At 64.7% G+C, this 25,408-nt stretch carries 28 protein-coding genes; 12 read left to right on the forward strand and 16 right to left on the reverse strand.

Annotation, left to right across the window (positions count from 1 at the left end; all coding sequences use genetic code 11):
* The coding region (locus VW23_RS26100) for a DNA gyrase C-terminal beta-propeller domain-containing protein (protein ID WP_280139009.1) at window positions 1-509 on the forward strand (509 nt) is incomplete at its 5' end.
* A 99-nt stretch (window positions 510-608) separates the two neighbouring features.
* Complete coding sequence (locus VW23_RS26105; protein WP_141728507.1) at window positions 609-1,535, forward strand: hypothetical protein; 927 nt, start codon at window positions 609-611, stop codon at window positions 1,533-1,535.
* A 2-nt stretch (window positions 1,536-1,537) separates the two neighbouring features.
* Here VW23_RS26105 and VW23_RS26110 read toward each other — a convergent pair whose 3' ends face one another.
* Together VW23_RS26110 and VW23_RS26115 are read right to left on the reverse strand one after the other, a co-directional pair.
* Window positions 1,538-2,266, reverse strand: a complete 729-nt coding sequence (locus VW23_RS26110; RefSeq protein WP_055878940.1) for an arginyltransferase — start codon at window positions 2,264-2,266, stop codon at window positions 1,538-1,540.
* Window positions 2,267-2,361: 95 nt separating this feature from the next.
* Window positions 2,362-2,853, reverse strand: coding sequence for an RDD family protein (locus tag VW23_RS26115; RefSeq protein WP_176730493.1), 492 nt, complete (start codon window positions 2,851-2,853; stop codon window positions 2,362-2,364).
* A 134-nt stretch (window positions 2,854-2,987) separates the two neighbouring features.
* Between VW23_RS26115 and VW23_RS26120 the strand changes: the two genes are divergently transcribed.
* Window positions 2,988-3,440 carry a hypothetical protein gene (locus tag VW23_RS26120; RefSeq protein ID WP_244513739.1) on the forward strand — a complete coding sequence of 151 codons (453 nt, stop codon included), beginning with the start codon at window positions 2,988-2,990 and terminating at the stop codon, window positions 3,438-3,440.
* Here VW23_RS26120 and hemB read toward each other — a convergent pair.
* Window positions 3,437-4,447: a porphobilinogen synthase gene (gene hemB, locus VW23_RS26125; protein ID WP_069912406.1), complete on the reverse strand. Its 1,011-nt coding sequence runs from the start codon at window positions 4,445-4,447 to the stop codon at window positions 3,437-3,439. The two genes, VW23_RS26120 and hemB, sit on opposite strands and share 4 nt — an antisense overlap.
* Window positions 4,448-4,545: 98 nt before the next feature.
* Here hemB and VW23_RS26130 point away from each other — a divergent pair, with 98 nt between their 5' ends.
* From VW23_RS26130 to VW23_RS26145, 4 genes are all read left to right on the forward strand, one after another.
* A complete protein-coding gene (locus VW23_RS26130; RefSeq protein WP_069912407.1) occupies window positions 4,546-4,929 on the forward strand; it encodes a DUF6163 family protein in 384 nt (127 codons plus the stop codon).
* A 189-nt stretch (window positions 4,930-5,118) separates the two neighbouring features.
* Window positions 5,119-5,628 (forward strand): transcriptional regulator LdtR, encoded by a 510-nt coding sequence (gene ldtR / locus VW23_RS26135; RefSeq protein WP_055997842.1) that lies wholly within the window; start codon window positions 5,119-5,121, stop codon window positions 5,626-5,628.
* A 305-nt stretch (window positions 5,629-5,933) separates the two neighbouring features.
* Complete coding sequence (locus VW23_RS26140; RefSeq protein ID WP_084646501.1) at window positions 5,934-7,199, forward strand: L,D-transpeptidase family protein; 1,266 nt, start codon at window positions 5,934-5,936, stop codon at window positions 7,197-7,199.
* Window positions 7,200-7,204: 5 nt separating this feature from the next.
* Complete coding sequence (locus tag VW23_RS26145; RefSeq protein WP_069912424.1) at window positions 7,205-7,441, forward strand: DUF6898 family protein; 237 nt, start codon at window positions 7,205-7,207, stop codon at window positions 7,439-7,441.
* 141 nt (window positions 7,442-7,582) lie between these two features.
* On the opposite strand, the gene VW23_RS26150 is transcribed toward VW23_RS26145, so the two are convergent.
* The 9 genes from VW23_RS26150 to rpoZ form a co-directional block, all read right to left on the reverse strand.
* Entirely contained in the window at window positions 7,583-8,056 is a 474-nt protein-coding gene (locus tag VW23_RS26150; protein ID WP_069912408.1) for an SRPBCC family protein, read from the reverse strand.
* A 43-nt stretch (window positions 8,057-8,099) separates the two neighbouring features.
* The gene (gene recO / locus VW23_RS26155) at window positions 8,100-8,822 is read right to left on the reverse strand and encodes a DNA repair protein RecO (protein WP_069912409.1); all 723 of its coding nucleotides are present in this window, start codon (window positions 8,820-8,822) and stop codon (window positions 8,100-8,102) included.
* Window positions 8,823-8,846: 24 nt separating this feature from the next.
* Complete coding sequence (gene era / locus VW23_RS26160; protein ID WP_141728508.1) at window positions 8,847-9,797, reverse strand: GTPase Era; 951 nt, start codon at window positions 9,795-9,797, stop codon at window positions 8,847-8,849.
* Window positions 9,794-10,498, reverse strand: a complete 705-nt coding sequence (rnc, locus tag VW23_RS26165; protein WP_069912410.1) for a ribonuclease III — start codon at window positions 10,496-10,498, stop codon at window positions 9,794-9,796. The genes era and rnc overlap by 4 nt, the downstream gene beginning before the upstream one ends.
* A complete protein-coding gene (lepB, locus tag VW23_RS26170; RefSeq protein WP_244513740.1) occupies window positions 10,498-11,262 on the reverse strand; it encodes a signal peptidase I in 765 nt (254 codons plus the stop codon). The genes rnc and lepB overlap by 1 nt, the downstream gene beginning before the upstream one ends.
* Before the next feature lie 30 nt (window positions 11,263-11,292).
* Window positions 11,293-11,712, reverse strand: coding sequence for a holo-ACP synthase (acpS, locus tag VW23_RS26175; protein ID WP_055878965.1), 420 nt, complete (start codon window positions 11,710-11,712; stop codon window positions 11,293-11,295).
* An 80-nt stretch (window positions 11,713-11,792) separates the two neighbouring features.
* Window positions 11,793-12,377, reverse strand: a complete 585-nt coding sequence (pyrE, locus tag VW23_RS26180; protein ID WP_069912412.1) for an orotate phosphoribosyltransferase — start codon at window positions 12,375-12,377, stop codon at window positions 11,793-11,795.
* Window positions 12,374-14,647, reverse strand: coding sequence for a RelA/SpoT family protein (locus tag VW23_RS26185; RefSeq protein WP_069912413.1), 2,274 nt, complete (start codon window positions 14,645-14,647; stop codon window positions 12,374-12,376). Before VW23_RS26185 ends, pyrE begins: the two co-directional genes overlap by 4 nt.
* 207 nt (window positions 14,648-14,854) lie before the next feature.
* Complete coding sequence (gene rpoZ, locus VW23_RS26190) at window positions 14,855-15,223, reverse strand: DNA-directed RNA polymerase subunit omega (RefSeq protein WP_055878973.1); 369 nt, start codon at window positions 15,221-15,223, stop codon at window positions 14,855-14,857.
* Between the two features lie 347 nt (window positions 15,224-15,570).
* Here rpoZ and VW23_RS26195 point away from each other — a divergent pair, with 347 nt between their 5' ends.
* The 3 genes from VW23_RS26195 to VW23_RS26205 all read left to right on the forward strand — a co-directional run bounded on the left by VW23_RS26195 (window position 15,571) and on the right by VW23_RS26205 (window position 17,838).
* On the forward strand, window positions 15,571-16,182 hold the full coding sequence (locus VW23_RS26195; protein ID WP_069912414.1) for a LabA-like NYN domain-containing protein: 612 nt from the start codon (window positions 15,571-15,573) through the stop codon (window positions 16,180-16,182).
* A 24-nt stretch (window positions 16,183-16,206) separates the two neighbouring features.
* Complete coding sequence (locus tag VW23_RS26200) at window positions 16,207-16,842, forward strand: uracil-DNA glycosylase (protein ID WP_244513741.1); 636 nt, start codon at window positions 16,207-16,209, stop codon at window positions 16,840-16,842.
* Window positions 16,843-16,965: 123 nt separating this feature from the next.
* Window positions 16,966-17,838, forward strand: coding sequence for an alpha/beta hydrolase family protein (locus tag VW23_RS26205; RefSeq protein WP_069912416.1), 873 nt, complete (start codon window positions 16,966-16,968; stop codon window positions 17,836-17,838).
* 237 nt (window positions 17,839-18,075) lie between these two features.
* Here the strand turns inward: VW23_RS26205 and smpB are convergent, their stop codons facing one another.
* Together smpB and dapA are read right to left on the reverse strand one after the other, a co-directional pair.
* Window positions 18,076-18,540: an SsrA-binding protein SmpB gene (gene smpB / locus VW23_RS26210; RefSeq protein ID WP_055878984.1), complete on the reverse strand. Its 465-nt coding sequence runs from the start codon at window positions 18,538-18,540 to the stop codon at window positions 18,076-18,078.
* Window positions 18,541-18,661: 121 nt separating this feature from the next.
* Window positions 18,662-19,543, reverse strand: a complete 882-nt coding sequence (gene dapA / locus VW23_RS26215; RefSeq protein ID WP_069912417.1) for a 4-hydroxy-tetrahydrodipicolinate synthase — start codon at window positions 19,541-19,543, stop codon at window positions 18,662-18,664.
* A gap of 289 nt (window positions 19,544-19,832) precedes the next feature.
* Between dapA and VW23_RS26220 the strand changes: the two genes are divergently transcribed.
* Window positions 19,833-21,941, forward strand: coding sequence for a lytic transglycosylase domain-containing protein (locus VW23_RS26220; RefSeq protein WP_069912418.1), 2,109 nt, complete (start codon window positions 19,833-19,835; stop codon window positions 21,939-21,941).
* Window positions 21,942-21,987: 46 nt separating this feature from the next.
* Window positions 21,988-22,932: an alpha/beta fold hydrolase gene (locus tag VW23_RS26225; RefSeq protein WP_069912419.1), complete on the forward strand. Its 945-nt coding sequence runs from the start codon at window positions 21,988-21,990 to the stop codon at window positions 22,930-22,932.
* A gap of 7 nt (window positions 22,933-22,939) precedes the next feature.
* On the opposite strand, the gene VW23_RS26230 is transcribed toward VW23_RS26225, so the two are convergent.
* On the reverse strand, window positions 22,940-24,295 hold the full coding sequence (locus VW23_RS26230; protein WP_069912420.1) for a hypothetical protein: 1,356 nt from the start codon (window positions 24,293-24,295) through the stop codon (window positions 22,940-22,942).
* Window positions 24,296-24,426: 131 nt separating this feature from the next.
* The coding region (locus VW23_RS26235; protein ID WP_210184502.1) for an OmpA family protein at window positions 24,427-25,408 on the reverse strand (982 nt) is incomplete at its 5' end.

The following is a 25,408-nucleotide window of genomic DNA, read 5'->3' on the forward strand; positions in this document are numbered from 1 at the left end:
CGTTCTGCTCGGTCGGTGGGCACAGGGAGGGGTATAAGAGACAGGGCCAGGATCTGGTCGATCTGTTCGTCTACCGGCCGGGCCGCAAGCGGGTCATCGCCTCGCGCAAGGGCGATGGTTTCGTCGTCGACGAGGACGAGCTGATCGCCAACACGCGCAAGGGCAAGCAGGTGCTCAACGTCGGCGATACCGAGGAAGCGCGGCTGATCGCGCCGGTCGAGGGCGACATGCTCGCGGTGATCGGCGAGAACCGCAAAATGGTGGTGTTCCCGCTCGACCAACTGCCCGAGATGGGCAGGGGCAAGGGCGTCCGGCTGCAGAAATACAAGGATGGCGGCCTCAGCGACCTCAAGACCTTCCCCTCGGGCGTCGGCCTCACCTGGACCGACTCTTCGGGTCGCACCTACACCAAGACGATGGCCGAGTTGACCGAGTGGATCGCTGAACGCGCCTCAGCCGGTCGCCAGCCGCCGACGGGCTTCCCAAGAAACAACCGGTTTGTCGGCTAAAGTGCGTCTCGATGCGCTCTAGCTCCTGGTTTTCATGCGTTGCTTTGTACCGAAACCAGTGCCCATTTTCGGGGTACATGCTGCGACGGACGACCGGAGTTGACTGAAGCGAGAACCGAAAGCGAGGGTGGGCGACGCGACTGCGCCGTGTTCGTGACCCATGTCTGGACACCAGAAGTCGCCGAGCACTATGGGCGGCTGAAGCGTGAGGCGGGCGCAGTACTCGACGTGTTCCTCGCCTATCAGCACGACGAGGAAGGGCTCGGCGCAGCTGAGGAAATGCAGGCGGACTTCGTGATCCGCATGGCCGACAGCGCCAGGCATTTCCCGCTACGCTACCAGGAATTCCTGCAGCGCCCTGTCCCTTGGGGCTATATCGACCTGGTCTGGATCACAGCCTTTCTCGATCCCAGACTGGCGGGTTACGACCGGTTCTGGTTGGTCGAGTACGATGTCGATTTTTCGGGCAACTGGGCTGACTTCTTCAGGCCCGCAGCGAGCTACCAGGGCGACCTGCTGACCACCCGCATCCATCCGCTGAGCGCCGAGCCGACGTTCTACTTCGCGCCGATCTATCGGCAGCCCGCGCATGCGATCGCAGATCCGCTGATCGTGTTCATGCCAATCTCGCGCATGTCGCGACCGCTGCTGGAGCACTACTGCCAGACGCTGCTGCAGCCGGGCTGGCACGGCCATTTCGAGATGCTGCTGCCTTCGATGGCGCGGGCGGATGGCTTTTCCATCGCGGAGATCGGTGGCAACGATACCCAAACGCCTCGCGAACGCTGGGGGCATCACTATGACGGCACCCATGTCGATATGCACACAATGGGCACCACGCACGCCTACCGGCCACCGCGCGGCTTCCGCTACTTCGTCAGGGCGCCGCAGCAGTTCCGCCAGCGCAACCGCATCTACCACCCGATCAAAGTGGGGTTGTCGCTGCGCCGACGGCTGCACCTGCGATACCTGCCGCAACTGAAGAAACTGCGGGCCTTCTCGCGCTGGTTGCGGGGAAAGGCCTGAGGCTATTCGAGGCGCCGCCAGCCCAGCGGGCCACGCTGCACTTCGAGCGGGCGGAACTGGCCCTTGTAGGCCATCTTGGGCGAGTCCTTCACCCAGTAGCCCAGATAGACGTAGGTGAGCGCCGCCAGCTTGACCTGTTCGATATGGTCGAGGATCAGGAGGTTCCCCAGTCCGCGCTTGTCGAGCAGCGGGTCGTAGAAGCTGTAGACCATCGACAGGCCGTCCGGCATCACATCGGTCAGCGCCACGGCCACCAACGGGCGCTGCGGGTGCGAGGTGAGCCGGTACTCGACCACCACGGTTTGCACCGGCGTATCCTCGACCATGTACTCGTAGTCGACGAAGCTCATCTGGGTCATGCCGCCGCCGGCATGACGGGCATCGAGATAGCGCTTGAACAGCGCGAACTGTTCGGCGGTCGCGCGCGGCTGGCAAACCTCGACCGCGATATCGGCATTGGCCTTGCGGATGCGCCGGTAGCGCGCTGACGGCACGAATTCCTGTGCCACGATGCGCACCGACTGGCAGGCGGAGCAGCCGTCACAGGCCGGCCGGTAAATCAGGTTCTGGCTGCGACGGAAGCCGTTGTCACTCAACAGGTGGTGCAGCGAAGCGGCCCGGCGACCGGTCAGGTGGGTGAAGAGCTTACGCTCCTGACGACCCGGCAGATACGGACACGGCATGGCCGCGGTAAGGAAGAGCTGGGTGTTCTCGGGCGTCTGATCGGTCATCGTCGTCCTTCGAGCGATGCCCAGAGGATAGACGCGACCCGATGGGCCGGCAATGGCCCATCATGTCTCAGCGCACCGTGTTCGGTACCTTTGGATCAGGCGGAGTGCATGCCGCCGGAGCGCCAGAACCGTTGCATCGGCGAGCGGCGCAGCATCAGCGTGCCCACGACGAGGTCGTGCAGCATCTGCTGGCGCGGCGTGAACAGGGCGATGAGGATCGAGAACGGCCAGGAAATCCACACCGTCACCCAGAACAGGATCGGGTGGATGAGGATGCTCCAGCCGTTGAGCGGCGTGCCGCGCACCGGCGTCAAGACGATGTCCATCATCTGCATGCCCACGGTGGCGCGCATCGGCGAGCCAAGCGTCGCGGCATAGTAGCCGAGGATGGCCAGCGGAATGATGATCGGCAGCGCCAGCAGCCCGAGCCCCAGCGTCACGATGCCGAAAACGCCACCGACCAGCAGCGCGGCGATGGTGATGAAAGTGATGATCACGCAGTCGATCAGCCACGCCGCGGCACGGCGCAGCAGCACGCCCTCGAACAGTTCCGGCGCGTTGGACGGGTCGGGAAGATGATCGCTCATGGGGTTGCCCTGGTTCATGAAGGGAAAGATGGGGACCATGAGGTCCCACACAAGTGGCGAGACGAAAAATCCCTGGCCAGCAGCCGAGCGTAACGCCAGTCTGCTCAGCAGTCCGTCCCCCTGGGCAAGCGATCGTGGGCATCGACATGCTTGATCTGAGCCGCTCGGCCATAGCCATTCCCGTCGTTCTCAGAGATGTGCGCTACAATGCCGACCACTTCCCGGGCGCCCCCAAGCTGCTTGGGGTCGAGGGTGGCGCGAACTGCCAGCAATACGCCTACGCCCTGCTCCGCCATCACGGGTTCGTTCTGCCCGACCTGCGGTCAAAGGAACTGTGGCTCGACAGCGAGCACACCGCCGTGGCTGAGCGAATGGAGCCGTTCGACCTGGTGCTGGTTCACGACAATCCCGACAGCTGGGGCGCGCATGTCGGACTGTGCGTCGGAGCGGACCTCGTGCTGCACCTGTCGAAAACGATCAGCGTCCCCGCTATCGAAACGCTCGCAGAACTACAGCGGCGGGACGCGTACAGCCATCTGATCGGCTACAAGCGCCCGCTGCGCCGTGTGGCTGCCGAGCCAAGCTAGGCGTTGAGGATACGGGCCGCTTCGAGGGCGAAATAGGTCAGCACGCCGTCGCACCCTGCCCGCTTGAAGGCCACGAGGCTTTCCAGCATGGCGCCCTCGCCGTTGATGGCCCCGGCTTGGGCGGCGAAGCGGATCATCGCGTATTCGCCCGAGACCTGGTAGGCGAACAGCGGCACGTCGAAGGCATCGCTGACGCGCTGCACGATATCGAGATAGGGCAGCCCCGGCTTCACCATCACCATGTCGGCGCCCTCGGCGATATCCTGCGCCACTTCGCGCATCGCCTCGTCGGAATTGGCGTAGTCGAGCTGGTAGGTGCGCTTGTCGCCGATGAGCCGGCTGCCCGAGCCTACCGCCTCGCGGAACGGGCCGTAGTAGACCGAGGCGAACTTGGCCGAGTAGGCCATGATGGCGACGTGGTCAAAACCCTCGGCATCGAGCGCCCGGCGGATGGCGGCGACGCGGCCATCCATCATATCGGACGGGGCGATGATGTCGGCCCCTGCCCGCGCCTGCATCAGGGCGGCCTTGACCATGGCTTCGACGGTCTCGTCGTTGAGGATCTCGCCGTCACGGACCAGCCCGTCCTGGCCGTCGGACGAATACTCATCGAGCGCCACGTCGGTGATCAGCCCGATCTCGACGCCGGCGTCGCGGATGGCGTGCAACGCCTGCGCGGTCAGGTTATCCGGGTTCCAGGCCTCGCTGCCATCGGCGTTGCGCCGGTCGTCCTGGGTATTGGGGAACAGCGCCAGCGCCGGGATGCCCTCGGCGGCGGCGGCCTTGGCCGCTTCGACCACGAGGTCGACGCTCAGTCGCTCGACGCCGGGGAGCGTGCGGATGGCGGTGCGCTCGTTGTGCCCTTCGATGACGAAGAGTGGCCAGATCAGGTCGTGCGGCGTCAGCACCGTCTCGCGCACCATGTTGCGCATCCAGCCGGTACGGCGCAGCCGGCGCTGCCGGCGCCCGCCGAGAAAGCTCATATCGTGCTTGGGCCAGTTGCTCATGAAGCGCTCCAGTTAATCGCCGCGCTTCTATCAGGCGCCAGCGCTTCGCGCCAAGGCTTGCGCTTGTCGCACCATCCCATCCGCGCTATCCACGCCGGATGGATTTCAAGAGCGAACTCGCCGGGCGCTATCTCAGGATCATCGCGATCATCGCGCTGCTGCTCGGCCTTGCCGATGCGTCCCGGCTGCTCGGGGTCTCCTCCGGCGCCGTGAGCCCGATCGCCCAGCTCGGGCCGACTGGCTTTGCCTTCCTCACCGTGTTCTGCCTCGCCCGGCTGTTCGCCGCGGTGGGCCTGTGGATCCGTGCCAGCTGGGGCGCCGTGCTTCTGGTCGGCGCCACGCTCATCGAGTTCGCGCTCTACCTGGGCGGGGTGCCCGGCGTCGAAATGGGTGCCTTCGGGTTTGCCCTCAGGCTGCTGCTGGTCGGCGGCATCGCGGTGCTGTTCTTCCTCAGCTTTCGGCTACGCCGCGCCCACGACTGAGGCCGGTAACGGACGATTCAGGTTACAATTTTCTGACCTGCGGTTACCTCTCGTAAAGCCAAATTCCTGAACTTTTTCCGTAAGATAGTTTTAAGTCTACGGCTTAAGGCCATCTTATTTGGGCCCCCGTAGTTTGGGGCCTATGAGACGCGAAGAAATCGCGCAAGACGACAGGACAGTGAGGCAACAATGGCAATCAAATCCAACGCCGCAGAGGCAATGGTTCCGGAAGAAGCTCTTGGGCTGAAGCCGCTCTACCTAGAAGCCGTCAGCCGTGTCGAACGGCTCCATCGCCGGCTGCTCGACCTGATCAAGGACGAGTTCGACCGGATGGGCTGGGACGATATCAACCCCGTCCAGGCGCTGCTGATGTTCAACATCGGCGATGCCGAGATGACCGCCGGCGAGCTGCGCTCGCGTGGCTACTATCTCGGCTCGAACGTCTCGTACAATCTCAAGAAGCTGGTCGAGACCGGTTACATCTTCCAGGAGCGCTCGCGTTCCGACCGCCGCTCGGTCCGCATCCGCCTCACCCCCAAGGGCGAGGAAGTGGCCGAGGTGATCGACGAACTCTACGATCGTCACCTCAAGTCGATCGAAAAGGTCGGCGGCCTCAACGGCGAGACGTTTGAGGGCCTCAACAAGGCGCTCGGCCGCCTCGAGCGCTTCTGGGTCGACCAGATCCTCTACAAGCTCTGACCCCGGGCAGAGCGAGCTCTGACCCCGGGCAGAGCGTGCTCTGACCTCGGAGCCCATATCGACCAGTGTGGCATCCTTGCCACAGCAGGTTCAGCAAACGCCGGCCTTAAGCCGGCGTTTCTTATTTACGCCCACAATTCGGCTATGCATCGAAGCAATTGCAGGCTGATCCCTCGTCACTGCAAGTCCCTTGGTTTTGTGCGTTCAAACGGCCGGCAGTTCACACCTGCTTGACCGCGTTGGAGCCATACTGGCGGCGATGCTATGAGGGACGACCTCTCGGATTGGCGACTTTGGGTGACTTGATGCGGCTGAATCGACGGAACCTCCTGACCTCCATGGCGGCGCTGAGCGCCGGCCTCGCGATGCCGGCCATCGTCAGAGCGGAGGAAGACAATTTCTGGGACGCGCTCAACAAAGATAAGCGAATCAAGAACGTCGACCAGGAAGGCAACACCGCCACCGCCAAGAGCCTCGTCGATACGATCGAGCCGATCCTCAGCTACGACACCTCGTACAACCTGCAGCTGGCGATCCAGAATTATGAGGCGTTCATCGCCGCCAACGGCAGCTGGGAAGCGCCGACGCGCGAAACCTTCGGGCTGAAGCTGGGCGAGTCGCGCCGGGCCGCGGCGCTGCTGAAGCGCCGCCTGATGATCAACGGCGATATGCCGCTCGAAAAGCGCGTCAACGACGAGTTCGACGCCGGCCTCGACGCGGCCGTCCGCCTGTTCCAGGCCCGCCATGGCCTCGTCATCAACGGCGCGGTGGACGAAGCGACCTTCTACGCCTTGTCGGTGCCGGCCGATTATCGCCTCAACCAGCTCCGCCTCAATGCGCAGCGCATCGACCAGTGGGCCTCGGCGCTCTCTGATCGCTATGTCGCGGTGAATATCCCGGCGGCGGTGGTCGAAGCCGTCGAGGGCGCGCAGGTGGTGCAGCGCCACAACTCGGTGGTCGGCAAGGTCGACCGCGCCACGCCGATCCTCAACTCCAAGATCTTCCAGGTGAAGTTCAATCCTTACTGGACGGTGCCCAAGAGCATCATCGAGAAGGACATGATCAAGTATATGAACGAGGATCCGGAGTACCTGACCAAGTTCCGCATCCGCATCTTCGACGGCAAGGGCAACGAGATTCCGCCGACCGACATCAACTGGCAGACCACCGAGGCGGTGAAGTACACCTTCCGGCAGGATCCGGGCGGCGAAAACTCGATGGGTCACTGCAAGATTGACTTCTACAACAAGTACGACGTCTACATGCACGACACACCGCAGAAGGCGCTGTTCGGTGAGAATGCCCGCTTCCACTCCTCGGGTTGCATGCGCTGCGAGAATATCGAGGAGCTGGTGGCCTGGCTGCTGCGCGACAATGGCGGCGGCTGGACCCCCGAAAGCGTCATGGCCGCGTGGGAACAAGGCATGCGCGAGGACATCAAGCTCGACGTGCAGATCCCGATCCACACCACCTACATTACGGCCTGGGCCAACCGGCAGGGCACGGTGAGCTTCCGCGACGACGTCTATCAGTTCGACGCGCAGGGCATCGTCAGCTTCGGCGAGGGTTGATCACGATGGCCGGCCCCGACAACAGTCCGGCCGGTCGCGTTTTCTTCGAGCTCACCCAACTCGGCCAGCAGATGCGCGTTGCCGCGATCGACGAGGCGACAGGCACCGAAGTGGTGGTCATCGCCCCGCTGACCGCCAGCCGCTTCCAGATGCAATCGCTGGCGCTAGGCAAACTCCGTCGCAGGCTCGGGGTCGAGGAACCGCCGCCACCACCTGGCCCGAAACCAGCCAAGTACGCTTAGATTGCTCTCAGCCTTACACTCCCATCTCCCCACCCACGATGTCACCCCGGCGAAGGTCGCCGGGGTGACATCGTGGGTGGGGAGCGCTTGGAGTTCCTAAACTACGGTTTGACATGCCACCATTGATTCACCGATCTCCCGTCAGTCCCTACTGCCCTCCACATACCTCGCCAGATTCTCCAGCGACGATCTCAGCCCCTCATCGTGATCCTCCTTGCTGATGCCGGGCGGCACGTCTTCGGCGAGGATAATGACGCGGGTGCCGCCATCGACCGGTTCGAGGTCCCAGACCATCCGCATGATACCGGCAAAGGCCGGGTCGTCGCTCTTGAAGCGGACCAGTTGCACCACCCGCTGGTTGGGGACCAGCTCGGCGAATTCGGAGTCGACGATGTCGGTATCCTCGGTGGTCTTGCCGTGGCCGGGAACGCTGTAATGCAGCGCCATGCGGAAGGCGCCGCCGGGGCGAGGCTCGAATTCCAGCATCTCGCCGGTCATCCCCTCGGGCGGTAGCCAAGCCAGCAGCGCCTCGCGATCGACGAAGGCTCGGTAGATCGCCTCGGGCGGTGCGGCGATGATCCGCGATGCGGTATCGATGCGCAGGTGTTCGGCCATGGCGTTCTCCTTGGGACAGCAACGCGCGAGGCGCGCCGATGGATCAATCGGTGGGCTTGGACACCAGTTCGATGAAGGTCTCGCGGATCGCCGGTGGTTCGAGCTGGCGCGCCAGCCAGACATGCATATCGAGGAAATGCCCGGTCAGCGCGAAGGCGTTGCCGACATCTTCGGGCGTCGGGTCGGCGCTGCTGATCAGGAACTGCGGCAGCCGCAACAATCGCGACAGGTACGGCTCCGCCGCGGTCCGGCTGACGGCCCGGCCGGATTTCGGCGAAACATGCGTCAGGTCGCGGTTCGTGCCGGTCGCGGCGCAGCTCGAGAGATCCAGACCGAAGCCCAACTCGTCGAGCAGGATCAACTCGAAGCGCGCTACCGAAGCGCCGAGTTCGAGCACCGAGCCCGCTTGGTCGAGGATGCGGATGGCGAGGCCGAGCAGGCGATCATGCGGATCGCGCTCCGGCAGCAGCCGCAGGTGTTCGCAGACGATCTGGCTGGCGTAGAGTTTGACCTGGTCGGCGATCAGCCCGGCGGCGCGCGCTTCAAGCAGCTCGAGCGTGAAGGTGCCAAGGTGCTCTTCCAGCCGGGCGCGCCAGCTGACCTGCACCGAATTGCCGGGCTGCAGCGTTGCCGCGAGCTTCGATGAACGGCCACCACGGATCAGCCCGAGATGGCGCCCCCTGCCCTCGACCATCACCTCGGCGATGACGCTCGACTCGCCGTGGCGGCGAACGCCGACAATCAGGCCTTCACCATCCCACTGCATGGACCGTCACGCCGGAGCGCGCCCTCACTTCTGGTGCGGGTACTCCAGCCCCATTTCGCGATAGCGCTCGGGGTCGTCGCCCCATTTCTCGCGCACCTTGACGAAGATGAACAGGTGCACCGGCACCTCGAAAATCTCCATCAGTTCCTTGCGGGCCTCGGCGCCGATCGACTTGATCGTCTGTCCACCGGCGCCCAGGACGATCTTCTTGTGGGTGTCGCGGGTGACATAGATCACCTGGTCGATGCGGTACGAGCCATCCTTGTTGATGGTGAACTTCTCGCCCTCGACCGTGGCGTTGTAGGGGATCTCGTCGTGGACACGGAGGAACAGCTTCTCGCGCGTCACCTCGGCGGCGGTGATCTGCAGGGTGAGGTCGGTGAGCTGATCCTCGGGGAAGTGCCAGGGGCCAGGCGGGATGCGCTTCAATGCCCAGTTGAGCAAGTCCTGCACGCCGCTGCCGGTCAGCGCGGAGATCATGAAGGTCTGTTCGAAGCGCAGGCGTCCGTTGAGAGCCTCGGACAGCTTCAGCAGCTTTTCCGGCTTGATCAGGTCGACCTTGTTGAGCACCAGCACCTTGGGGTGCGGGACGTTCCCCAGCCCCTCGAGCAACGCCTCGATTTCCGGGGTGACGCCGCGTTCGGCATCGACGATCAGGGCAACGAGGTCCGCATCGCCCGCGCCGGTCCAGGCGGCCTCCACCATGGCGCGGTCGAGCCGGCGCTTGGGCGCGAAGATGCCCGGCGTGTCGATGAAGACGATCTGGCCGTCGCCCTCGGTCACCACGCCACGGATCATCGAGCGCGTCGTCTGCGCCTTGTGGGTGACGATCGAAACCTTGGTGCCCACCAGGGAGTTGAGCAGGGTCGATTTGCCAGCATTCGGCGCGCCGACCAGCGCGACGAAGCCGCAGCGGGTGTTCTCACCGGCCACCGGCAGTTCGGCGGCCTCGGGCATTTCGTTCTTATCAGTCATATCGTGTCGCGCCAGACTCTCTCTCGGATGAGGAAAGCCTCGGCGGCCTTGTGCTCGGCGAGCTTCTTGGAGGGGCCGGTGGCGGTGATGGCGGGAAAATCGCCCAGCCGCACGGCAATGGTGAATTCCGGCGCATGGTCGGGGCCGGTCCGCTCGATCTCGGCATAGAGCGGCGGCTCGAGCCCCCTGCCCTGCGCCCATTCCTGCAGCGTGGTCTTGGGGTCGGCGCGGACATGGCCGGCATGGTCGAGCTGTTCACCGAACAGCCGCTCGACGATCTCGTAGGCCTGGCCCAACCCGCCATCGCAGAAGATGGCGCCGATCACCGCTTCGGCGATGTCACCGAGGATAGCGTCCTTGTTGGCGCCACCAGTGCGCGCCTCGCTGTCGCCGAGGTTCATCTCGGAGCCGAGGTCGAGCTGCCGGGCGATGGCAGCGCAGGTTTCCTTGCGCACCAGGGTGTTCAGCGAGCGGGACAGCTCACCTTCATTGGCCTTTGGCATCCGGCGATACAGCATGTCGGCCACCACGAGGCCGAGCACGCGATCGCCGAGGAACTCGAGCCGCTGGTAGGAGCGCTCGATGCGCTTGCTGGGAGAAACCGCGCTGGAATGGGTCAGCGCCCGATCGAGCAGGTCCGGGTCGGCAAAGCGATATCCCAGACGAGCTTCGAGCTTTTCGTGCGAGCGCCCCTTGGCCATCAGTTCACGGACTGGAACATCCGGTCCCAACGCACGTTGGCCGGCCATTCCCACAGCTGCCACGGCGGCAGGTTGTTCTTGATCGAGAAGAACCGCGCCTCGGCCTTGCCGATCAGGTTGTCGAGCGGCACGTAGCCGACCTGGCTCAGCACGCGGCTGTCGGCGGAACGGTCACGGTTGTCGCCCATCATGAAGAAGTGGCCGGCGGGAACGACGTACTCGGCGGTGTTGTCGAGCTGCTCGCTGTCGGAGATTTCCTGGATGGTGTGCGTGACGCCGTTGGGCAGCGTCTCGGTGTAGACGGTCACCGGCACGGTGGTCATGTAGCTGTCGGTATCGGTGGTCGTGCCGGTCTGCTGGCGCTCGACCATGGTGCCGTTGATGTAGAGACGGCCCTCTTTCATCTGGATGCGGTCGCCCGGCATGCCGATGACGCGCTTGATGTAATCTTCGTTGGTGATCTCGTTGCGGAATACCGCCACGTCGCCGCGCTTGGGCTCACTGCCGAAGATGCGGCCGTTGAACGGCAGCGCGATCGGGAACGAGTACTTGCCGAAACCCCAGGTCCACTTGTTGGCGATGAAATAGTCGCCGATCATCAGCGTCTGCTGCATCGAAGCGGTGGGGATCGAGAACGGCTGGTAGAGGAAGGTGCGGAAGATCAGGGCGATCGCCAGCGCCTCGATGATCACGATGATCGTTTCGAGCAGCTCGTTCTTCTTTTTGCCGGCCTTGGCTTCGGCTTTCGACATGGACTGGCTCATTTCTCGCCTCTACCCCTGGGGGTCAAGTGGTTATGGGAGGGCCGCCGCCTGGTCAACCGGCAGCGCCTCGATAATGACGAACGCCTGGGCCATGCCGCCGTCGTCGGTAATGGTCAGGTGGATATGTGGCTTATGACCGGCAGGAACAAGCCGCTCCAGCATGCGGGCAGCGCCATTGGTCAACTTCATGGTCGGCTTGCCCGAAGGGAGGTTTACGACGCCCATGTCGCGCCAATAAACGCCGAAACTAAGGCCGGTCCCCAGCGCTTTCGAGCAGGCTTCCTTGGCGGCGAAACGCTTGGCGTAGGAGGCGGCGCGCTGCGCTCGCCGATCCGATTTCTGCCGCTCGAGCTCGGTGAAGATCCGATGCGTGAAGCGATCGCCGTAGCGCTCCAGGGTCTTTTCAACCCGCTTGATGTCACACAGGTCGTTACCGAGGCCGATGATCATGGGTGCGTCTCCCCTTGGCGCGATGTTTCGGTGATCCTCCCCCGCTTTGCGGGTGAGGATCAATGCGCGCCCTGTGGCCATCACGACAAACCCCTCGACCCAGGCTTGATCGCCGGGATGGCCGCCAGTTCGGGCGGAAGCGCGTCGGGCGAATAGGCCGGCACCTTGTACTGGACCAGCGAGACCAGCGGCACGCCGACTTCCGCCTCGCCGGCGGAACGGTCGATCAGGCACGCCGCGGCGACCACATTGGCGCCGGTCTTGCGGATCGCCTCGATGCACTCGCGGATCGAGATGCCGGTCGAAACGATGTCTTCGACGATGATCACCTTCTCCCCGGGCTGCAACTCGAAGCCGCGGCGCAGCTCGAACTTGCCCTCGACCCGCTCGGTGTAGATCGCCGGCACGCCCAGGTGCCGCGCTGTCTCGTAGCCCGGAATGATGCCGCCCACTGCCGGGGAGACGATCTGGCTGACGTCGCCATAGCCTTCGGCGCGGATCTTTTCGGCCAGGGCACGGCAGAGCTTTTCCGCCTTGGCCGGGTGCATGAACACTTTGGCCTTCTGCAAAAAGATCGGCGAGCGGAGGCCTGAGGAGAGGATGAAATGCCCCTCGAGCAGCGCGCCGCTCTCACGGAACAGGTCCAGTACTTCGTCGGTGGTCACGCGGGCTCCTCTTGCCGTTCGGGCGCAGTCCATTCCAGCCGGTCGAGCGCCCGGGCCTCGACGACCGTGGCGCGCTGCACATCCGAGATACCGGCCGCCAGTTTCAGCGAGTTCAGCACGTCGGTGAGCTGGGCGAGGTCACGGACCTCGATCTGGAAAATGAACCGATGGAAATCGGGCGATTCCATGCGCATCACCAGATTATGGATGTTGGCCTCGCAGGCGGCAATCACCGTGGAGATCTGCGCCAAGGAGCCTGGCTTGTTCTGCGCCTGCATCGAGATGACGCACGGGTGGTCGCGGTCCTCGCGGCCGGCCACGTCCCAGCGCACATCGATCCAGGCGACGTCGCTGTCGTAGAGCTCGGACAGCGCGTCCGAGTGGATCGGATAGATGATGATCGGGGTGTCCGGCGTCATGATGCCGACCAGCCGATCGCCCGGCACCACGCCCTCGGGCGACACCTCGACCCGAGTGTTGAAGTCGAGCTGGGTCAGCGCCGCCTTGGCCTTTGGGCCGGAGCGCGGGTTGCCCGGCACGCGGAAGCGGAATTCGTCAGTCGCCTTCAGCGCGAACCAGCCCTCGGCCTTGTCGGGCACCGGCAGGTCGATCTTCTTGCGCCGCCGCTTGATGCCCTTGACCTCCATGACCTGGGTGTCGAGGTCCTCGCCGGGGATCTTGCCTTCGCCCAGCGCGATCAACAGCTCGCGCTTCCCCGGCTGGCCCAGCCCCTCGGCGAGCAGCTTGAACTCGGCATCGTCGAGCCCGGTGCCTTCGCGCTCGAGCAGGATCGAGACCATGTGTTCGCCGAGCGCAAAGGCACGGGCCTGCGCCTGCAGCCGCACGGCGCGGCGGATGGCGGCGCGGGCCTTGCCGGTCGCGGCGATGGTCTCCCAGTTCGACGGCGGCAGGTGGTTCTGGTCGCGGATGATCTCGACTTCGTCGCCGGAGCGCAGTTGGGTCACCAGTGGCACGATCTGGCCGTTGATCTTGGCGCCGACGCAGGTGTCGCCGATATCGGTGTGGAGCGCATAGGCGAAGTCGATCGGCGTGGCGCCCCGCGGCAGAGCGATCAGCCGGCCGCGCGGGGTGAAGCAGAACACCTGGTCCTGGAACAGCTCGAGCTTGGTGTACTCGAGGAAATCCTCGGTGGAGGAGCCCGCGGTCAGGTGGCTGATGGTCGAGCGCAGCCAGACGAAGGCCTTGGATTCGTTCTCGATCTTGTGGATGTCGGTGGCGCCCTCCTTGTAGAGAGCGTGCGCGGCGATGCCGAGCTCGGCGATGCGGTGCATCTCCTCGGTGCGGATCTGCAATTCGGCGCGTTGCCGCCCTACCCCGACGATGGTGGTGTGAATCGAGCGGTAGTCGTTGTGCTTGGGGACCGAGATGTAGTCCTTGAACCGCCCAGGCACGACCTTCCAGTTGGTATGGACGATCCCCAGCGCCCGGTAGCAATCGGCGACGCTCGGCACGATGACCCGGAAGCCGATCATGTCCGAGAGCTGCTCCAGGGCGATCTGCTTCCGCTCGATCTTGGTGAAGATCGACCAGGGCGATTTCACCCGCGCCGAAACCCGCGCGTCGATGCCGTCGCCCTTCAGCTTCTCGCTGAGTTCGGTCTTGATGGTCTTGATGGTGTCGGCGAATTCCGACTTCATCTCGTCGAGCCGGTCGGTGATCGCCTTGTAGTGATCGGGCTGCAGCACCCGGAACGCCAGGTCTTCGAGCTCCTGGCGCATGTCCTGCATGCCCATGCGACCGGCCAGCGGCGCATAGATGTCCATCGTCTCGGTGGCGATGCGCTTGCGCTTGTTCTCGGGCATGAAGTCGAGCGTGCGCATGTTGTGCAGCCGGTCGGCGAGCTTGACCAGCAGCACCCGGACGTCGGCCGAGATGGCGAGGAGGAGTTTTCTCAGGTTTTCGGCCTGGGCTTCCTCACGGGTCACCAGTTGCAGCCGGTCGATCTTGGTCAGGCCGTCGACGATGGCCCCGATCTCCGGACCGAACAGCTGGTCGATCTCGGCGCGGGTCGCGTCGGTGTCCTCGATGGTGTCGTGCAGCAGCGCCACGGCAATCGAGGCGTCGTCGAGCTTCAGGTCGGTGAGGATGGCGGCGACTTCGAGCGGGTGGGCGAAGTACGGATCGCCCGAGGCGCGCTTCTGCGTGCCGTGCTTCTGCATGGCATAGACGTAGGCCTTGTTGAGCAGTGCCTCGTCGGTATTGGGGTTGTAGGCCTGCACCCGTTCGACGAGTTCGTACTGACGCATCATAGGGTTACCGCACTCTCCTACGCGGCCCCGCCTCGGCGGCTCACGTCTCTTCGGCGCGAGGTTGCCCGGAAACGTCCAACGACTCTTCCTGATCTCGCCCGAGCGACCATGTAAACAAGAAACGCTTGGCAAACAAAAAAGCGCCGGGCGGAAACGCCCGACGCCTCAAGACTATATATGCGAGATCAGCCGCCGATCAATCGGCGCTTAGTCGTCGCGGCGCTCCGGCGGAGCCAGCGATTCGATACCGCGCAGCAGTTCGTCTTCGCTGATGGTGTCGAAGGTGTCGCTGTCCTCGTCGGCGTTGGCATCGAGCAGGGGAGCGGCGTGCTTTTCGGGCTCGTCGACCTCGACGTATTTCTGCAGCGAGTGGATCAGGTCCTCGCGCAGGTCTTCGGGGGAAATGGTGCCGTCGCCGATTTCGCGCAGCGCCACGACCGGGTTCTTGTCGTTGTCGCGATCGACGGTGATGGACGAACCAGCCGAGATCATGCGAGCGCGGTGCGCGGACATCAGCACGAGGTCGAAACGGTTCTCGACCTTCTCAATGCAGTCTTCGACGGTGACGCGGGCCACGTACGTCTCCAGGTTGTTGTGGGATCAAGCGGCCCTCATACACGACCGGGTCGGTGGGCACAAGGTTTTCAGTCTCGGGACACAACAGCGTGTTTTTACCACAGGGATATGACGCCTACGTAGTTTTTGTTTCGTATGACGGAACAATGGCTTGGGCCACGCGGGCGAATCCCGACCGGGTGGCTCCAAATTTATGGGGATTGCAAATTCCCGGGATTAAGCGCGTATTCCGAACTTAGGGAGCGGACCACGCCTTAAATGGGCTACCCTTCGATCCTAGCGGTAAGCCAACGATAGTTTATGCCGGGCAGCCTGAGAGGCCGGCCGCCCCGGTCAGGAGAACAGGCATGTCAATTGATCCGCGCGAGAAGATAGTTCTCTTCATCGATGGCGCGAATCTCTATGCGACCAGCAAGGCCATCGGCGTCGATATCGACTATCGCCGACTGCTCGCAGAGTTTCAGTCCAAGTCGTATTTGCTGCGCGCCTACTACTACACCGCCCTGGTCGAGGACCAGGAATACTCCTCGATCCGACCCCTGATCGATTGGCTCGACTATAACGGCTTCACCGTCGTCACCAAGCCTGCCAAGGAGTTCACCGACGCTTCCGGGCGCCGGAAGATCAAGGGCAATATGGACATCGAACTCACCGTCGATGCCCTCGAGATGAGCCAGTACTACGATCACCTGGTGCTGTTCTCCGGCGACGGCGACTTTACCGCGCTGGTGGCGGCGCTGCAGCGCAAGGGCAAGCGCGTCACCGTGGTCTCGACCCTCACCACGCCGACCCCGATGATCGCCGACGACCTGCGCCGGCAGGCGGATTTCTTCATGGATGTCGCCGATCTCGCCAAGATCGTCGGCCGTACGCCGCCGGTCGACCGCACGTCGCCGCAGGTGGAACGGAGCGCCCCGGTTGACCGCACCATGGCGACCGTGGACCCTAAGGGAACCTGAGTCCTTATTGTCTGACGGTTGCCATTGCCTGAGACCAACCCGCCGCACGATTGCCCGCGTTGCCCCCGCCTCGTGGCGTTTCGCCACGATAACCAGCGGGCCTATCCGGATTTCTTCAACGGGCCGGTGCCCACCTGGGGCGACGAACATCCGGGGCTGATGATCGTCGGCCTCGCGCCGGGGCTCAAGGGCGCCAACCGCACCGGCCGCCCGTTCACCGGCGATTATGCCGGCGACCTGCTCTACGCCACGCTCGAAAAGTTCGGTCTCGCCACCGGGCACTACCAGCAGCGGCCAGACGATGGGCTCGAACTACAAAACGTACTGATCGCCAACGCGGTGCGCTGTGTGCCGCCGCAGAACAAGCCGACCGGTGACGAGATCAAAACCTGCCGGCCATTCCTCGGCGCCGCCATCGAACACCACCGCCCCCGCGCCTTCCTGGCGCTGGGCCGCATCGCCCACGATTCCCTGTTGTCGACGCTGGGCGAGAAGCGCGCGAAGTTCGCTTTCGGCCACGGCGCCGAGCACCGGCTCACCAGCGGCGCCACGCTGTTCGATAGCTACCACTGCTCGCGCTACAACACGAATACGGGCGTGCTGACCACGGCGATGTTCGAGGACGTGGTGGGGCGAGCGGCGCGGGCGATCAGTCAGTAGGCCGCCTGGATAGGGGCGCCGAGGCCGTTTTGTTGACAGCTGCAGATGCCGAGTGACAACCTTGTCACATCGATTTCTCAGCACTTCAAAAGGGAAGCGCCTATGCGAGTCTTGAAGACTGGAATGACGACGGTGGCCGCCACCTCGTTCGCCCTCCTGGCCGCAACGATGGCGCAGGCGGAGACGGTGAGCGAGGTCACCGTGATGAACGGCGCTCGCGCCGTGCCGGCGACGGTCGTCGTTCCGGATGGTGATGGCCCCTTCCCCGCGGTGGTGATGAACCACGGCCACGGCGGCGGCCGGCAGGAAGGCGGCGGTTTCGGGCGACTTGCCAAGGCGCTGGCCGATGCCGGCATCCTGACGATCCGCATGGATTTCCCTGGCAGCGGCGACAGCAAGGAGCCGTTCACCGATGGCTATCTCAGCAACATGATTTCGGACTCGAACGCCAGCCTCGCGTATCTGCTGCAGAACTTCCCGGCCGATCCTGCTCGCCTCGGCATCCTCGGCTACAGCATGGGCGGCCGTATCGCGCTGACCGTCGGCGAGACAGATGGCAATCCCTACAAGGCGATGGGCCTGCTTGCCCCATCGGCCAATCCGGGCAAGGATCTGCTGCTGTTCTTCGCGGGCGGATCGGAAGCCGAGTACGAGCGGCTTTATGCCGAAGCTTCGAGTGACAAGGGCTATGCCGATTACACGACGATGTTCGGGCAGCAGCAGAAGCTGAGCAAGCAGTGGTTCGATGAACTGCTGGCTTCCAAGCCACTTGAGAGCATCAGCGCCTACAAGGGCGCCATGCTGGTGGTCCACGGCGACAAGGACGTGGTGATCAAGCCGGCCGAGAACGAAGCGGTCATCGCCGCCTACCCTGCCGCCTCGATCGTCCTCGTCCCCGAGGCCGACCACGGTTACGGCTTCTACAGCGATCAGCCCGAGGTCAGTGCGCTGGTCGAGAGCTCGTTCGCGAAGTTCTTCAGCGAAGCGCTGAAGTAGCCATTCAGGGCACCAGGTCGAACTCCGCCCCACCCACGGTGTCACCCCGGCGAAGGTCCTGAGCGCTAGGTTAGGGTCGTGCCCCACCCACCGGGTCATTCCCGCGCAAGCGGGAACCTCTGTTTTGGTGCCGGCGGCACGATCGCAAACGGAGTTCCCCGCTTTCGCGGGGATGACACCGAGCTTAGGGGACTTGCAGAGCCTCGCCTCGCATACCCAGCGTGGGATGGCCCTGCCCTACCCGCGCCCACCTTCCTTCATGATCCGGGATTTGTCGCGGTTCCAGTCGCGGTTGCGCTCGGTTTCGCGCTTGTCGAAACTCTTCTTGCCCTTGCCGACGCCGATCAGCAGCTTGGCCCGGCCCTGCTCGTTGAAATAGAGCTTCATCGGCACGATGGTGTTGCCGGCACGCTCGACGTCCTGGCTGAGGCGCGCCAGTTCCTTCTTCTTGACCAACAGCTTACGCGGTCGCTTCTCTTCATGGTTGAAGCGGTTGGCCTGCAGATATTCCGGGATATGGGCGTTGATCAGCCAGAGCTCGCCACGCTCGGGCGAGGCATAGGCTTCGGTGATCTGGGCCTTGCCGGTGCGCAGCGACTTCACCTCGGTGCCGGTCAGAACGATGCCGGCCTCGAGTGTGTCGATGATCTCGTAGTCGTACCGGGCCCGGCGGTTCTCCGCGATCGGGCCGGTGACGATCATCGCCGGTTTGTTGGGTGTCTTAGCCATGAGCTCCAGCGAATAGTGATTGGCAAATAGCGAATAGCCAGGAAGTCGAAAAGGGCCCTTCCCTACTCGCTACTCCCCACTCGCTACCCGCTCCTTAGTTGGGCAAGAGGCCCGCATGCGACAAGGCCGCGTCGATCGCCTTCTCGTTGTCCTTGGACACCGCCACCACCGGCAGGCGGAACTCGTTGCGGCAGAGCCCGAGCTTCGCGGCGGCGTATTTGACGCCGGCGGGATTGTTCTCAAGGAACAGCGCCTTGTGCAGCGGGAACAGCTTATCCTGCAAGGCCAGCGCCTCAGCGAAGTTGCCCTGCTGGGAGGCGTTCTGAAACAGTGCGCTGAGCCGCGGCGCGACGTTCGACGTTACGGAAATGCAGCCGTGGCCGCCATGCGCGTTGAAACCGAGCGCCGTCACATCCTCGCCCGAGAGCAGGATGAAGTCGGCGCCCAAACGCATTCGCTGCGCACTGGCCCGCTCCATGTTGGCCGTCGCATCCTTGACGCCGATGATGTTCGGATGCGCCTCCTTGAGGCGAGCGATGGTGTCGACAGAGAGGTCGACCACGGTGCGGCCCGGCACCGAGTAGAGGACGATCGGCAGCGCCGTCGCCGAGGCCACGGCGGAGAAATGCTGGAACATCCCCTCCTGGGTCGGCTTGTTGTAGTAGGGCACCACCGACAGCACGGCATCGGCGCCGACTTCCTCGGCGAAGCGTGTCAGCGACACGGCCTCGGCAGTCGAGTTCGAGCCGGCGCCGGCGATCACCGGGACGCGCTTGGCCGCCACGTCGACGCAGATCTCGATGACGCGGCGGTGCTCATCGTGGCTGACGGTCGGGCTCTCGCCGGTGGTGCCGACCGGCACCAGCCCATGCGAGCCTTCGTTGATTTGCCAATCAACGAAATTGCTGAAGGCTTTCTCGTCCAGCGCCCCGTTCGCGAACGGAGTGATGAGCGCTGTGATCGAACCTCGCAACATTTCGGGTCAGTTCCTCGTCGTATGGGCGCCGCCCCTTGGCGGTCGCAACTCTCGGTTGGTGGGCCGTATGGCCAAAATGTGGCCACATCCCGATCATCGGGGGGCCATAGTCGCGCACCATAGTTTCTCTCGTGCGGCGCGACAAGCAAGCTGTCGATAGAGGGCGCGACGCACACCCACAAGGACCGAGTGGCTAACCAAACGTTCACGCGCGCCGTGCAACCTAGGACGCTGCAAGGGTGGGGGCACCTTGTTGGACTTCCTATAGCGGACCAACAGGACGGTTACCATGGTTGTTGCGAGAGGCGCGCGCCGCCTGATCGCCACTGGAATTGTTGGCTTTGGTGTACTCGGCGCTGCAACGCTGCCGATCCTGTTGTCGCGTGCCAACGATGCCGCGACCGTCGATGTGGTGAAGCCCGTCACCCAGCCGGCCCCGACGCCCGCCGTAGAGGCCTCGCTGGTCGACCCCCTCACCACTGGCTCGATCCCGGCCAAAGCGCCGGTCGCCGATTTGAAGGCCGCCTCAGCTCCTTTCAAAGAGGCGCTCGAACAGCTCGCCGACGGCAAGCAGGCTGATGCCTTTGCGCAGGCCAGTGCTATCGCCGATACCGCCGAACGCCATGCCATCCAATGGGCGGCGATCTTTTACGGCAATGGCGAAGTGCCGGCCGCCTCGGTGCAGCAGTTCATCACCGACGCGCCCGATTTCGCCACCAGCCCTGTGTTCAAGACCCGGCTTGAAGAGGCGCTGACCAAGGAAAAGGCTGACGGAGCGACGCTGATCAAAGCGCTTGGCGGCGCCATGCCCAACACGTTGTCGGCGCAGATTGCGCTGGCCGAAGCTTATGTCGCCAGCGGTGAGACGGAACGTGCCGCGCGCATCGCCCGCGCCATCTGGACCGAGAACTTCCTCGACAAGGCCACTGAAGCCAAGGTGCTTAGCCGGCTCGGCAGTCTGCTCGACCGCGATGCCCATTGGGCCCGCGCCATGCACCTGATGATGCATGATCGCGCCACTGGCGTTGCACGGCTGATGCAGTACATGACGCCGGCGCAGAAATCGCTGGCGCTGGCCCGCAACGCAGTGTCGCGCAACGCCAAGGACGCCAAGAAGCTGCTCGACGCGGTCGATCCGTCGATGCGGGGTAACTCGGTCTACCAGTTCAGCCGCGCCCAGCGTGCGCGGCAATTTGAGCTCTGGGACGATGCCATCACATGGCTGGATAAGGCCAAAGGCGAGCCGGTTGACGCCGCCGAGTTCTGGTACGAGCGCCGCGCCCTGGCGCGCCAGCTGCTGGCGCTGGGCGAAGTAAAGCGGGCCTACAAGGCGGCTGACGGCTATCGCGAGGGCCCGGATGGCCGGCTGGTCGAGGCGCATTTCCATGCCGGTTGGATCGCACTGGCGTTCCTCAAGGACGCCAAGGCGGCGGCCCCGCATTTCGAGGAAATGATAGAGCATTCGACCCTGCCCGACTCGGTCACGCAGGCGAACTACTGGCTCGGCCGGGCCCGGCAGGCGCTAGGCGACGAGGCAGGCGCCGCGGAGGCGTTCAGCAAGGCGGCTGCGTTCGGCACCATCTATTACGGCCAGCTGGCCCGCTCCGCCCTCGGCAAACCGTCGACCGAACTGCGCGATATGCCCGCCTGGAAGCAAGCAGAAGCCGGCTTCGACAACCGGGAACCGGTACGCGCCGTGCGTCTGCTCGCCGACAATGGTCACAAGGAACTGGCGGTCCCCCTGCTCCGCAGCTTTGCCGAAAGTTTTTCCGACGGCGCCGATCTGTTGCTCTCGGCCAAGCTCGCCCAGTCGCTCGATGCGCACCATCTCGCCATCGCCATCGCCGACACGGCAGAAAAGCGCGGCACGCCGCTCGATCTGTTCAACTTCCCCAAGGACGGCCTGCCCAGCACCAAGCTGGCCGCGATGGATACGGCCGCGATCTACGCCATCACCCGGCAGGAGAGCCGCTTCCAGGTCGACGCCATCTCGTCGGCTGGGGCTCGCGGCCTGATGCAGCTGATGCCGGCCACCGCCAAGGAAACCGCCGGCAAGCTCGGGGTGAAATACTCGGCCAGCCGGCTGACCAGCGACGGTGAATACAACGCACTGCTCGGCTCGACCTATCTCAAGGCGCAGCTCGAACGCTTCGACGGCTCGCTGCTGCTCGCCGCGGCGGCATACAATGCCGGTGCCGGCAATGCCCGGAAATGGGTCAACACCTTTGGCGACCCGCGCTCGGACGCGATCGATCCGGTGGTGTGGGTGGAACTGATCCCGGTGCAAGAGACGCGGACCTATGTGAAGCGCGTGCTGGGCAACTATCTCGTCTACCGGGCCCGTCTGGGCCAGGACGACCTGAGCATCGGCGAAGCACTTCGAAAGATCCCGGGATAGTCGGCGGGCCGGTGGTTGGGACGGCCCAAAACTCTGCTATTGCTCGATGATGTTCTCCCGGCCGCGCCCCTCGCCAGATGACCACCGCAGCTTCGCCGCGCTGCCGGTGACGCGCTACACCATCGGCCAGGCGGACGAGCAGATCGCGGTCCACATTTCCGGCCGGCTCGCCATCGGGCGCATTCCCTTGGTCTGCGTGCCGGGCTACCAGCGCAACATGACTGACTTCGCCGACTTCGCGAACCACTTTCACCGCGTCTATGGCGACGACTGGCCGATCGTCCTTATCGACCTGAAAGGCCGCGGCCGTTCGTCGGATCGCGTGGACAAGTCGCGCTACATCTCGACGGTCGATGCGCTGGAGCTGATCCAGGTACTGGCAGCTCTCGCCGTCGATGGCGGGATTTTCGTCGGCCAGGGCTATGGCGGCCAGGTGGTGATGGCTTTGGCCGCCGAGCGACCGAACCTCGTAACCGGCGCAGTGCTCATCGATGCGGGCCCGGTCTCCGATCCGCGGGGCCTGGTGCGCCTCCGCAACAACCTCCGGGATCTCGAGGGAAACCGCTCCGAAGCGGGGTACCGCACCATGGCGCGGCGCATGCTGGCGCCGGATTACCCTGCAGCCACCGAGGGCTTGCTCGATGTGCTGGCGGCCCGCACCCACTTTCTCGACAAACGCAACCGCGTCCGCGCCTTGTTCGACCAGCACCTCACCGGTCTGCTCGAAGCCTTCGAGCACGACGATATCCTGGTGCCGCAGTGGCAGCTCTTTGATGCACTCGGCAGCGCCCCGCTGCTGCTGATGCGGACGCAACTCACCGAGCAGGTGCGGCGCGAGACGTTCGAGGAAATGCTGCGTCGCCGCCGCGACGCCGAGGGCTATGTGATCGAGGGCTCGGGATCCCCTGCCCTGCTCAACACCCCCGAGGATGTCGGTCCGATCGCCGAGTTCGTGCGCAAGCTGGTGAAGCGGCGCGCCAAGGCGGCCTGAACCCTCTCTACTGCTGGCCCGCCGCCTTCTTGGTCTCGACCGTCGCTGGGGCAAGCCCGCGCGCCTGCTCCCGCCAGTGCTCCCGCGCGATCCGTCCGGCGATGCCGAGATGGTTCTCGATCCAGCCGGCATTGTCGTCGGAGAGGTCGGCGATCTGATCGAAGTGATAGAGGCCAAGCCGGTTCAGCGCCGTCTCGATGATCGGCAGGATACCGATGACGTGCGTCAGGTCATCCTTCACACCAAGGCGTGGCGCCGGGATGCCCGAGGGCTTGCCGGGAGCCTCGGCGGGTTCAGGCACGGTTGCGAGGCTGGCGGCCTCGGTGGCGGACGCCACGGCGGCGGCCGAAGCCACGATGGCAGCCTCGGCCGAGACCTCCGGCAGAGCGGCCCGGCGGGTCCGCGGCGACGCGGCACGACGCGGCGACCAGTTGCCCTCGATGGCCCGCATGGCGGCGGCTTCATCGTCCTCGGCGCTGGGCTCGGATGGAGTGACGGCGAGCGGTTCGGGCGCGGCAAACACCTGTGGCGGGGTCGCGTCCGGTTGAGCGATCTCTGCACTCGCGGTGAGCGGCTCCGCGAGCGGCACATCCGGTGCAGCAACGTCCGCCGCCCCGGCAATCTCGGCGGGCAGCTCGCGGGCAGCAGCCGCCGCCTCGGCCTCGACCACCATCGCTGCATCAGGTTGTACGTCGGCTTCGACCGGAGGAGCGACCTCCGCCGCAACGGGCAGCTCAGCCGTCACGAGTTCAGGCTGCGCCGCTGGTGGCTCGGCCATGACGGGTGAGGTCGGTTCAGCCGCCGGCATAGGCACTGCGGCAACGACGACCGGCGGCTCCGAGCTTTCGACGGCAACTTTCTCGAGCGGGAATGGAATGACTTCGGCGCTGTTGCCTTCCGGGGTGATGAGGCGAGCCGGTTCGGCGGAGCTGCGCGGATGTGCCACGACCCGACCCGAGGTAGTCTCGCCCGCTGCCCGGGCCGGCCGCATCTCGACGGCCGGTTTCGTCACCGCAACCACAGGCAGCGGCGCGATGCTCGGCATCCGGATCTGGCTTGCGGGGCTGCCCGGTTTGTCGCCCGCCAGCGCCAGCAGCGCCTCGGTGAAATCGAGGGCCGGTACTTCGGCGGGAGCCGTGGGCGTCGGCGTTTTCACCACTTCGCCAATCACCGGGGCAGCGACCAATGCCGGCGCCTGCTCGGGCTTTGGCGGGTCGGCAACCGCAACCGGCGACGAAGCAGGCGCCCTCAAGGGCATGAGGCGCGAGACCGCCAGGCGCGCAAGCGCGCCAAGAACTGCGCCAGCGAGGAACGCCACCAGCAAAAGCAGCGCGATTTCGAGAATGTGGGCGGGGTTCAGCATCGGAGCCCTCAACCCTTCCGGACTCTAACAGAGAGCCAGCCGGTCACGAGACCGATTACTCCTGCACCCAGGACGAATGGCCAGTAGACCTCGAGCAGATAGATCAGAGAATCCAGGGTCATAGGCGTTCGTTACTCGTCCGCGAGAGTGAAGGCGATGCGGCGGTTGGCCTGCTTGCCGGCGCGCGTCTCGTTGCTGGCGAGCGGCAGGCTTTCTCCATAGCCGATGGCATAGAGCCGCTCGGGCCCGATGCCACGCAGGATCAGCGCATCGACGACAGCCTCGGCGCGCGACACCGACAGGGCCAGGTTGGCCTCGTCCTCGCCGTCAGCGTCGGTATGGCCCTCGACGTTGACCGTCGCCTCGGGGCACAGCGTCAGGTAGCCAGCCAGCTCGTCGATTGCCGGCACCGATTCCTCGGCCAGCCGGGCGCTGCCGGACTGGAAAACGATGGCGTTGCGAGCCGCAAACGCCGTTACCTTATCGCGGCAAACTTCCAGCGGCGGCAGCAAGGTGATGCTGGTTTCCCATTGATCGAGAGTTGGGACCACGGCCAGCGCGGTCAGCGCTGCCTGCTTTGCCTCTTCGGTCTCGGCCCGGCCGATCAAGACCCAACGGTCGCCATCGAGCCCGAACTCGCCATCCGCCAGCAAGGCCAGGGCCCGGCTGCCGGCATCGGCGTTGGTGACGAAATCCCCCGGCAGGTCGGAGCTGATGCTCAGGGCCTCCGACGGCTCGCCACCGGCGATGACCGCGAGATGCCGCCGCATTGGTTCCGCCGGGACCGCACCAGAAAAGCTGATCGGGCCGCCGAGTGGCTTCTTGGCGTCGAAGCGATAGTTGCGGACCACCGGCGTTGCAGGTTCCACCACGGGCTGCGGCTCCACCGTGGGCTCAGGCTCAACCGCGGCGACCTCCTGTTCAGCAGGCGCAGCCTCGACCGCAGGGGGCGGCTCGACGACGGGCTCCGCGGCTGCCGCCGGTTCGGGTTCGACTGCTTCGGCTTCTGGCTCGATTTGTGTCGGCTCGGCGGGCACCGTCGCAACCTCGGCAGCTGCTGGCTCCGCCGGTTCCGCCGCAACCGGCGGAGGCTCGGGCGCGACCTGAGTGGGC

It is taken from the genome of Devosia insulae DS-56, from assembly GCF_000970465.2.
GTDB lineage: Bacteria > Pseudomonadota > Alphaproteobacteria > Rhizobiales > Devosiaceae > Devosia_A > Devosia_A insulae.

Coding starts and splice junctions, on each gene's coding strand:
- VW23_RS26110 (WP_055878940.1), bottom strand. CDS start 2,266: ATGACCGATCAGACGCCCGAGAACACCCAGCTCTTCCTTACCGCGGCC.
- VW23_RS26115 (WP_176730493.1), bottom strand. CDS start 2,853: ATGAGCGATCATCTTCCCGACCCGTCCAACGCGCCGGAACTGTTCGAG.
- hemB (WP_069912406.1), bottom strand. CDS start 4,447: ATGAGCAACTGGCCCAAGCACGATATGAGCTTTCTCGGCGGGCGCCGG.
- VW23_RS26130 (WP_069912407.1), top strand. CDS start 4,546: ATGGATTTCAAGAGCGAACTCGCCGGGCGCTATCTCAGGATCATCGCG.
- ldtR (WP_055997842.1), top strand. CDS start 5,119: ATGGCAATCAAATCCAACGCCGCAGAGGCAATGGTTCCGGAAGAAGCT.
- VW23_RS26140 (WP_084646501.1), top strand. CDS start 5,934: ATGCGGCTGAATCGACGGAACCTCCTGACCTCCATGGCGGCGCTGAGC.
- VW23_RS26145 (WP_069912424.1), top strand. CDS start 7,205: ATGGCCGGCCCCGACAACAGTCCGGCCGGTCGCGTTTTCTTCGAGCTC.
- VW23_RS26150 (WP_069912408.1), bottom strand. CDS start 8,056: ATGGCCGAACACCTGCGCATCGATACCGCATCGCGGATCATCGCCGCA.
- recO (WP_069912409.1), bottom strand. CDS start 8,822: ATGCAGTGGGATGGTGAAGGCCTGATTGTCGGCGTTCGCCGCCACGGC.
- era (WP_141728508.1), bottom strand. CDS start 9,797: ATGACTGATAAGAACGAAATGCCCGAGGCCGCCGAACTGCCGGTGGCC.
- rnc (WP_069912410.1), bottom strand. CDS start 10,498: ATGGCCAAGGGGCGCTCGCACGAAAAGCTCGAAGCTCGTCTGGGATAT.
- lepB (WP_244513740.1), bottom strand. CDS start 11,262: ATGAGCCAGTCCATGTCGAAAGCCGAAGCCAAGGCCGGCAAAAAGAAG.
- acpS (WP_055878965.1), bottom strand. CDS start 11,712: ATGATCATCGGCCTCGGTAACGACCTGTGTGACATCAAGCGGGTTGAA.
- VW23_RS26185 (WP_069912413.1), bottom strand. CDS start 14,647: ATGATGCGTCAGTACGAACTCGTCGAACGGGTGCAGGCCTACAACCCC.
- VW23_RS26195 (WP_069912414.1), top strand. CDS start 15,571: ATGTCAATTGATCCGCGCGAGAAGATAGTTCTCTTCATCGATGGCGCG.
- VW23_RS26205 (WP_069912416.1), top strand. CDS start 16,966: ATGACGACGGTGGCCGCCACCTCGTTCGCCCTCCTGGCCGCAACGATG.
- smpB (WP_055878984.1), bottom strand. CDS start 18,540: ATGATCGTCACCGGCCCGATCGCGGAGAACCGCCGGGCCCGGTACGAC.
- dapA (WP_069912417.1), bottom strand. CDS start 19,543: ATGTTGCGAGGTTCGATCACAGCGCTCATCACTCCGTTCGCGAACGGG.
- VW23_RS26220 (WP_069912418.1), top strand. CDS start 19,833: ATGGTTGTTGCGAGAGGCGCGCGCCGCCTGATCGCCACTGGAATTGTT.
- VW23_RS26225 (WP_069912419.1), top strand. CDS start 21,988: ATGATGTTCTCCCGGCCGCGCCCCTCGCCAGATGACCACCGCAGCTTC.
- VW23_RS26230 (WP_069912420.1), bottom strand. CDS start 24,295: ATGCTGAACCCCGCCCACATTCTCGAAATCGCGCTGCTTTTGCTGGTG.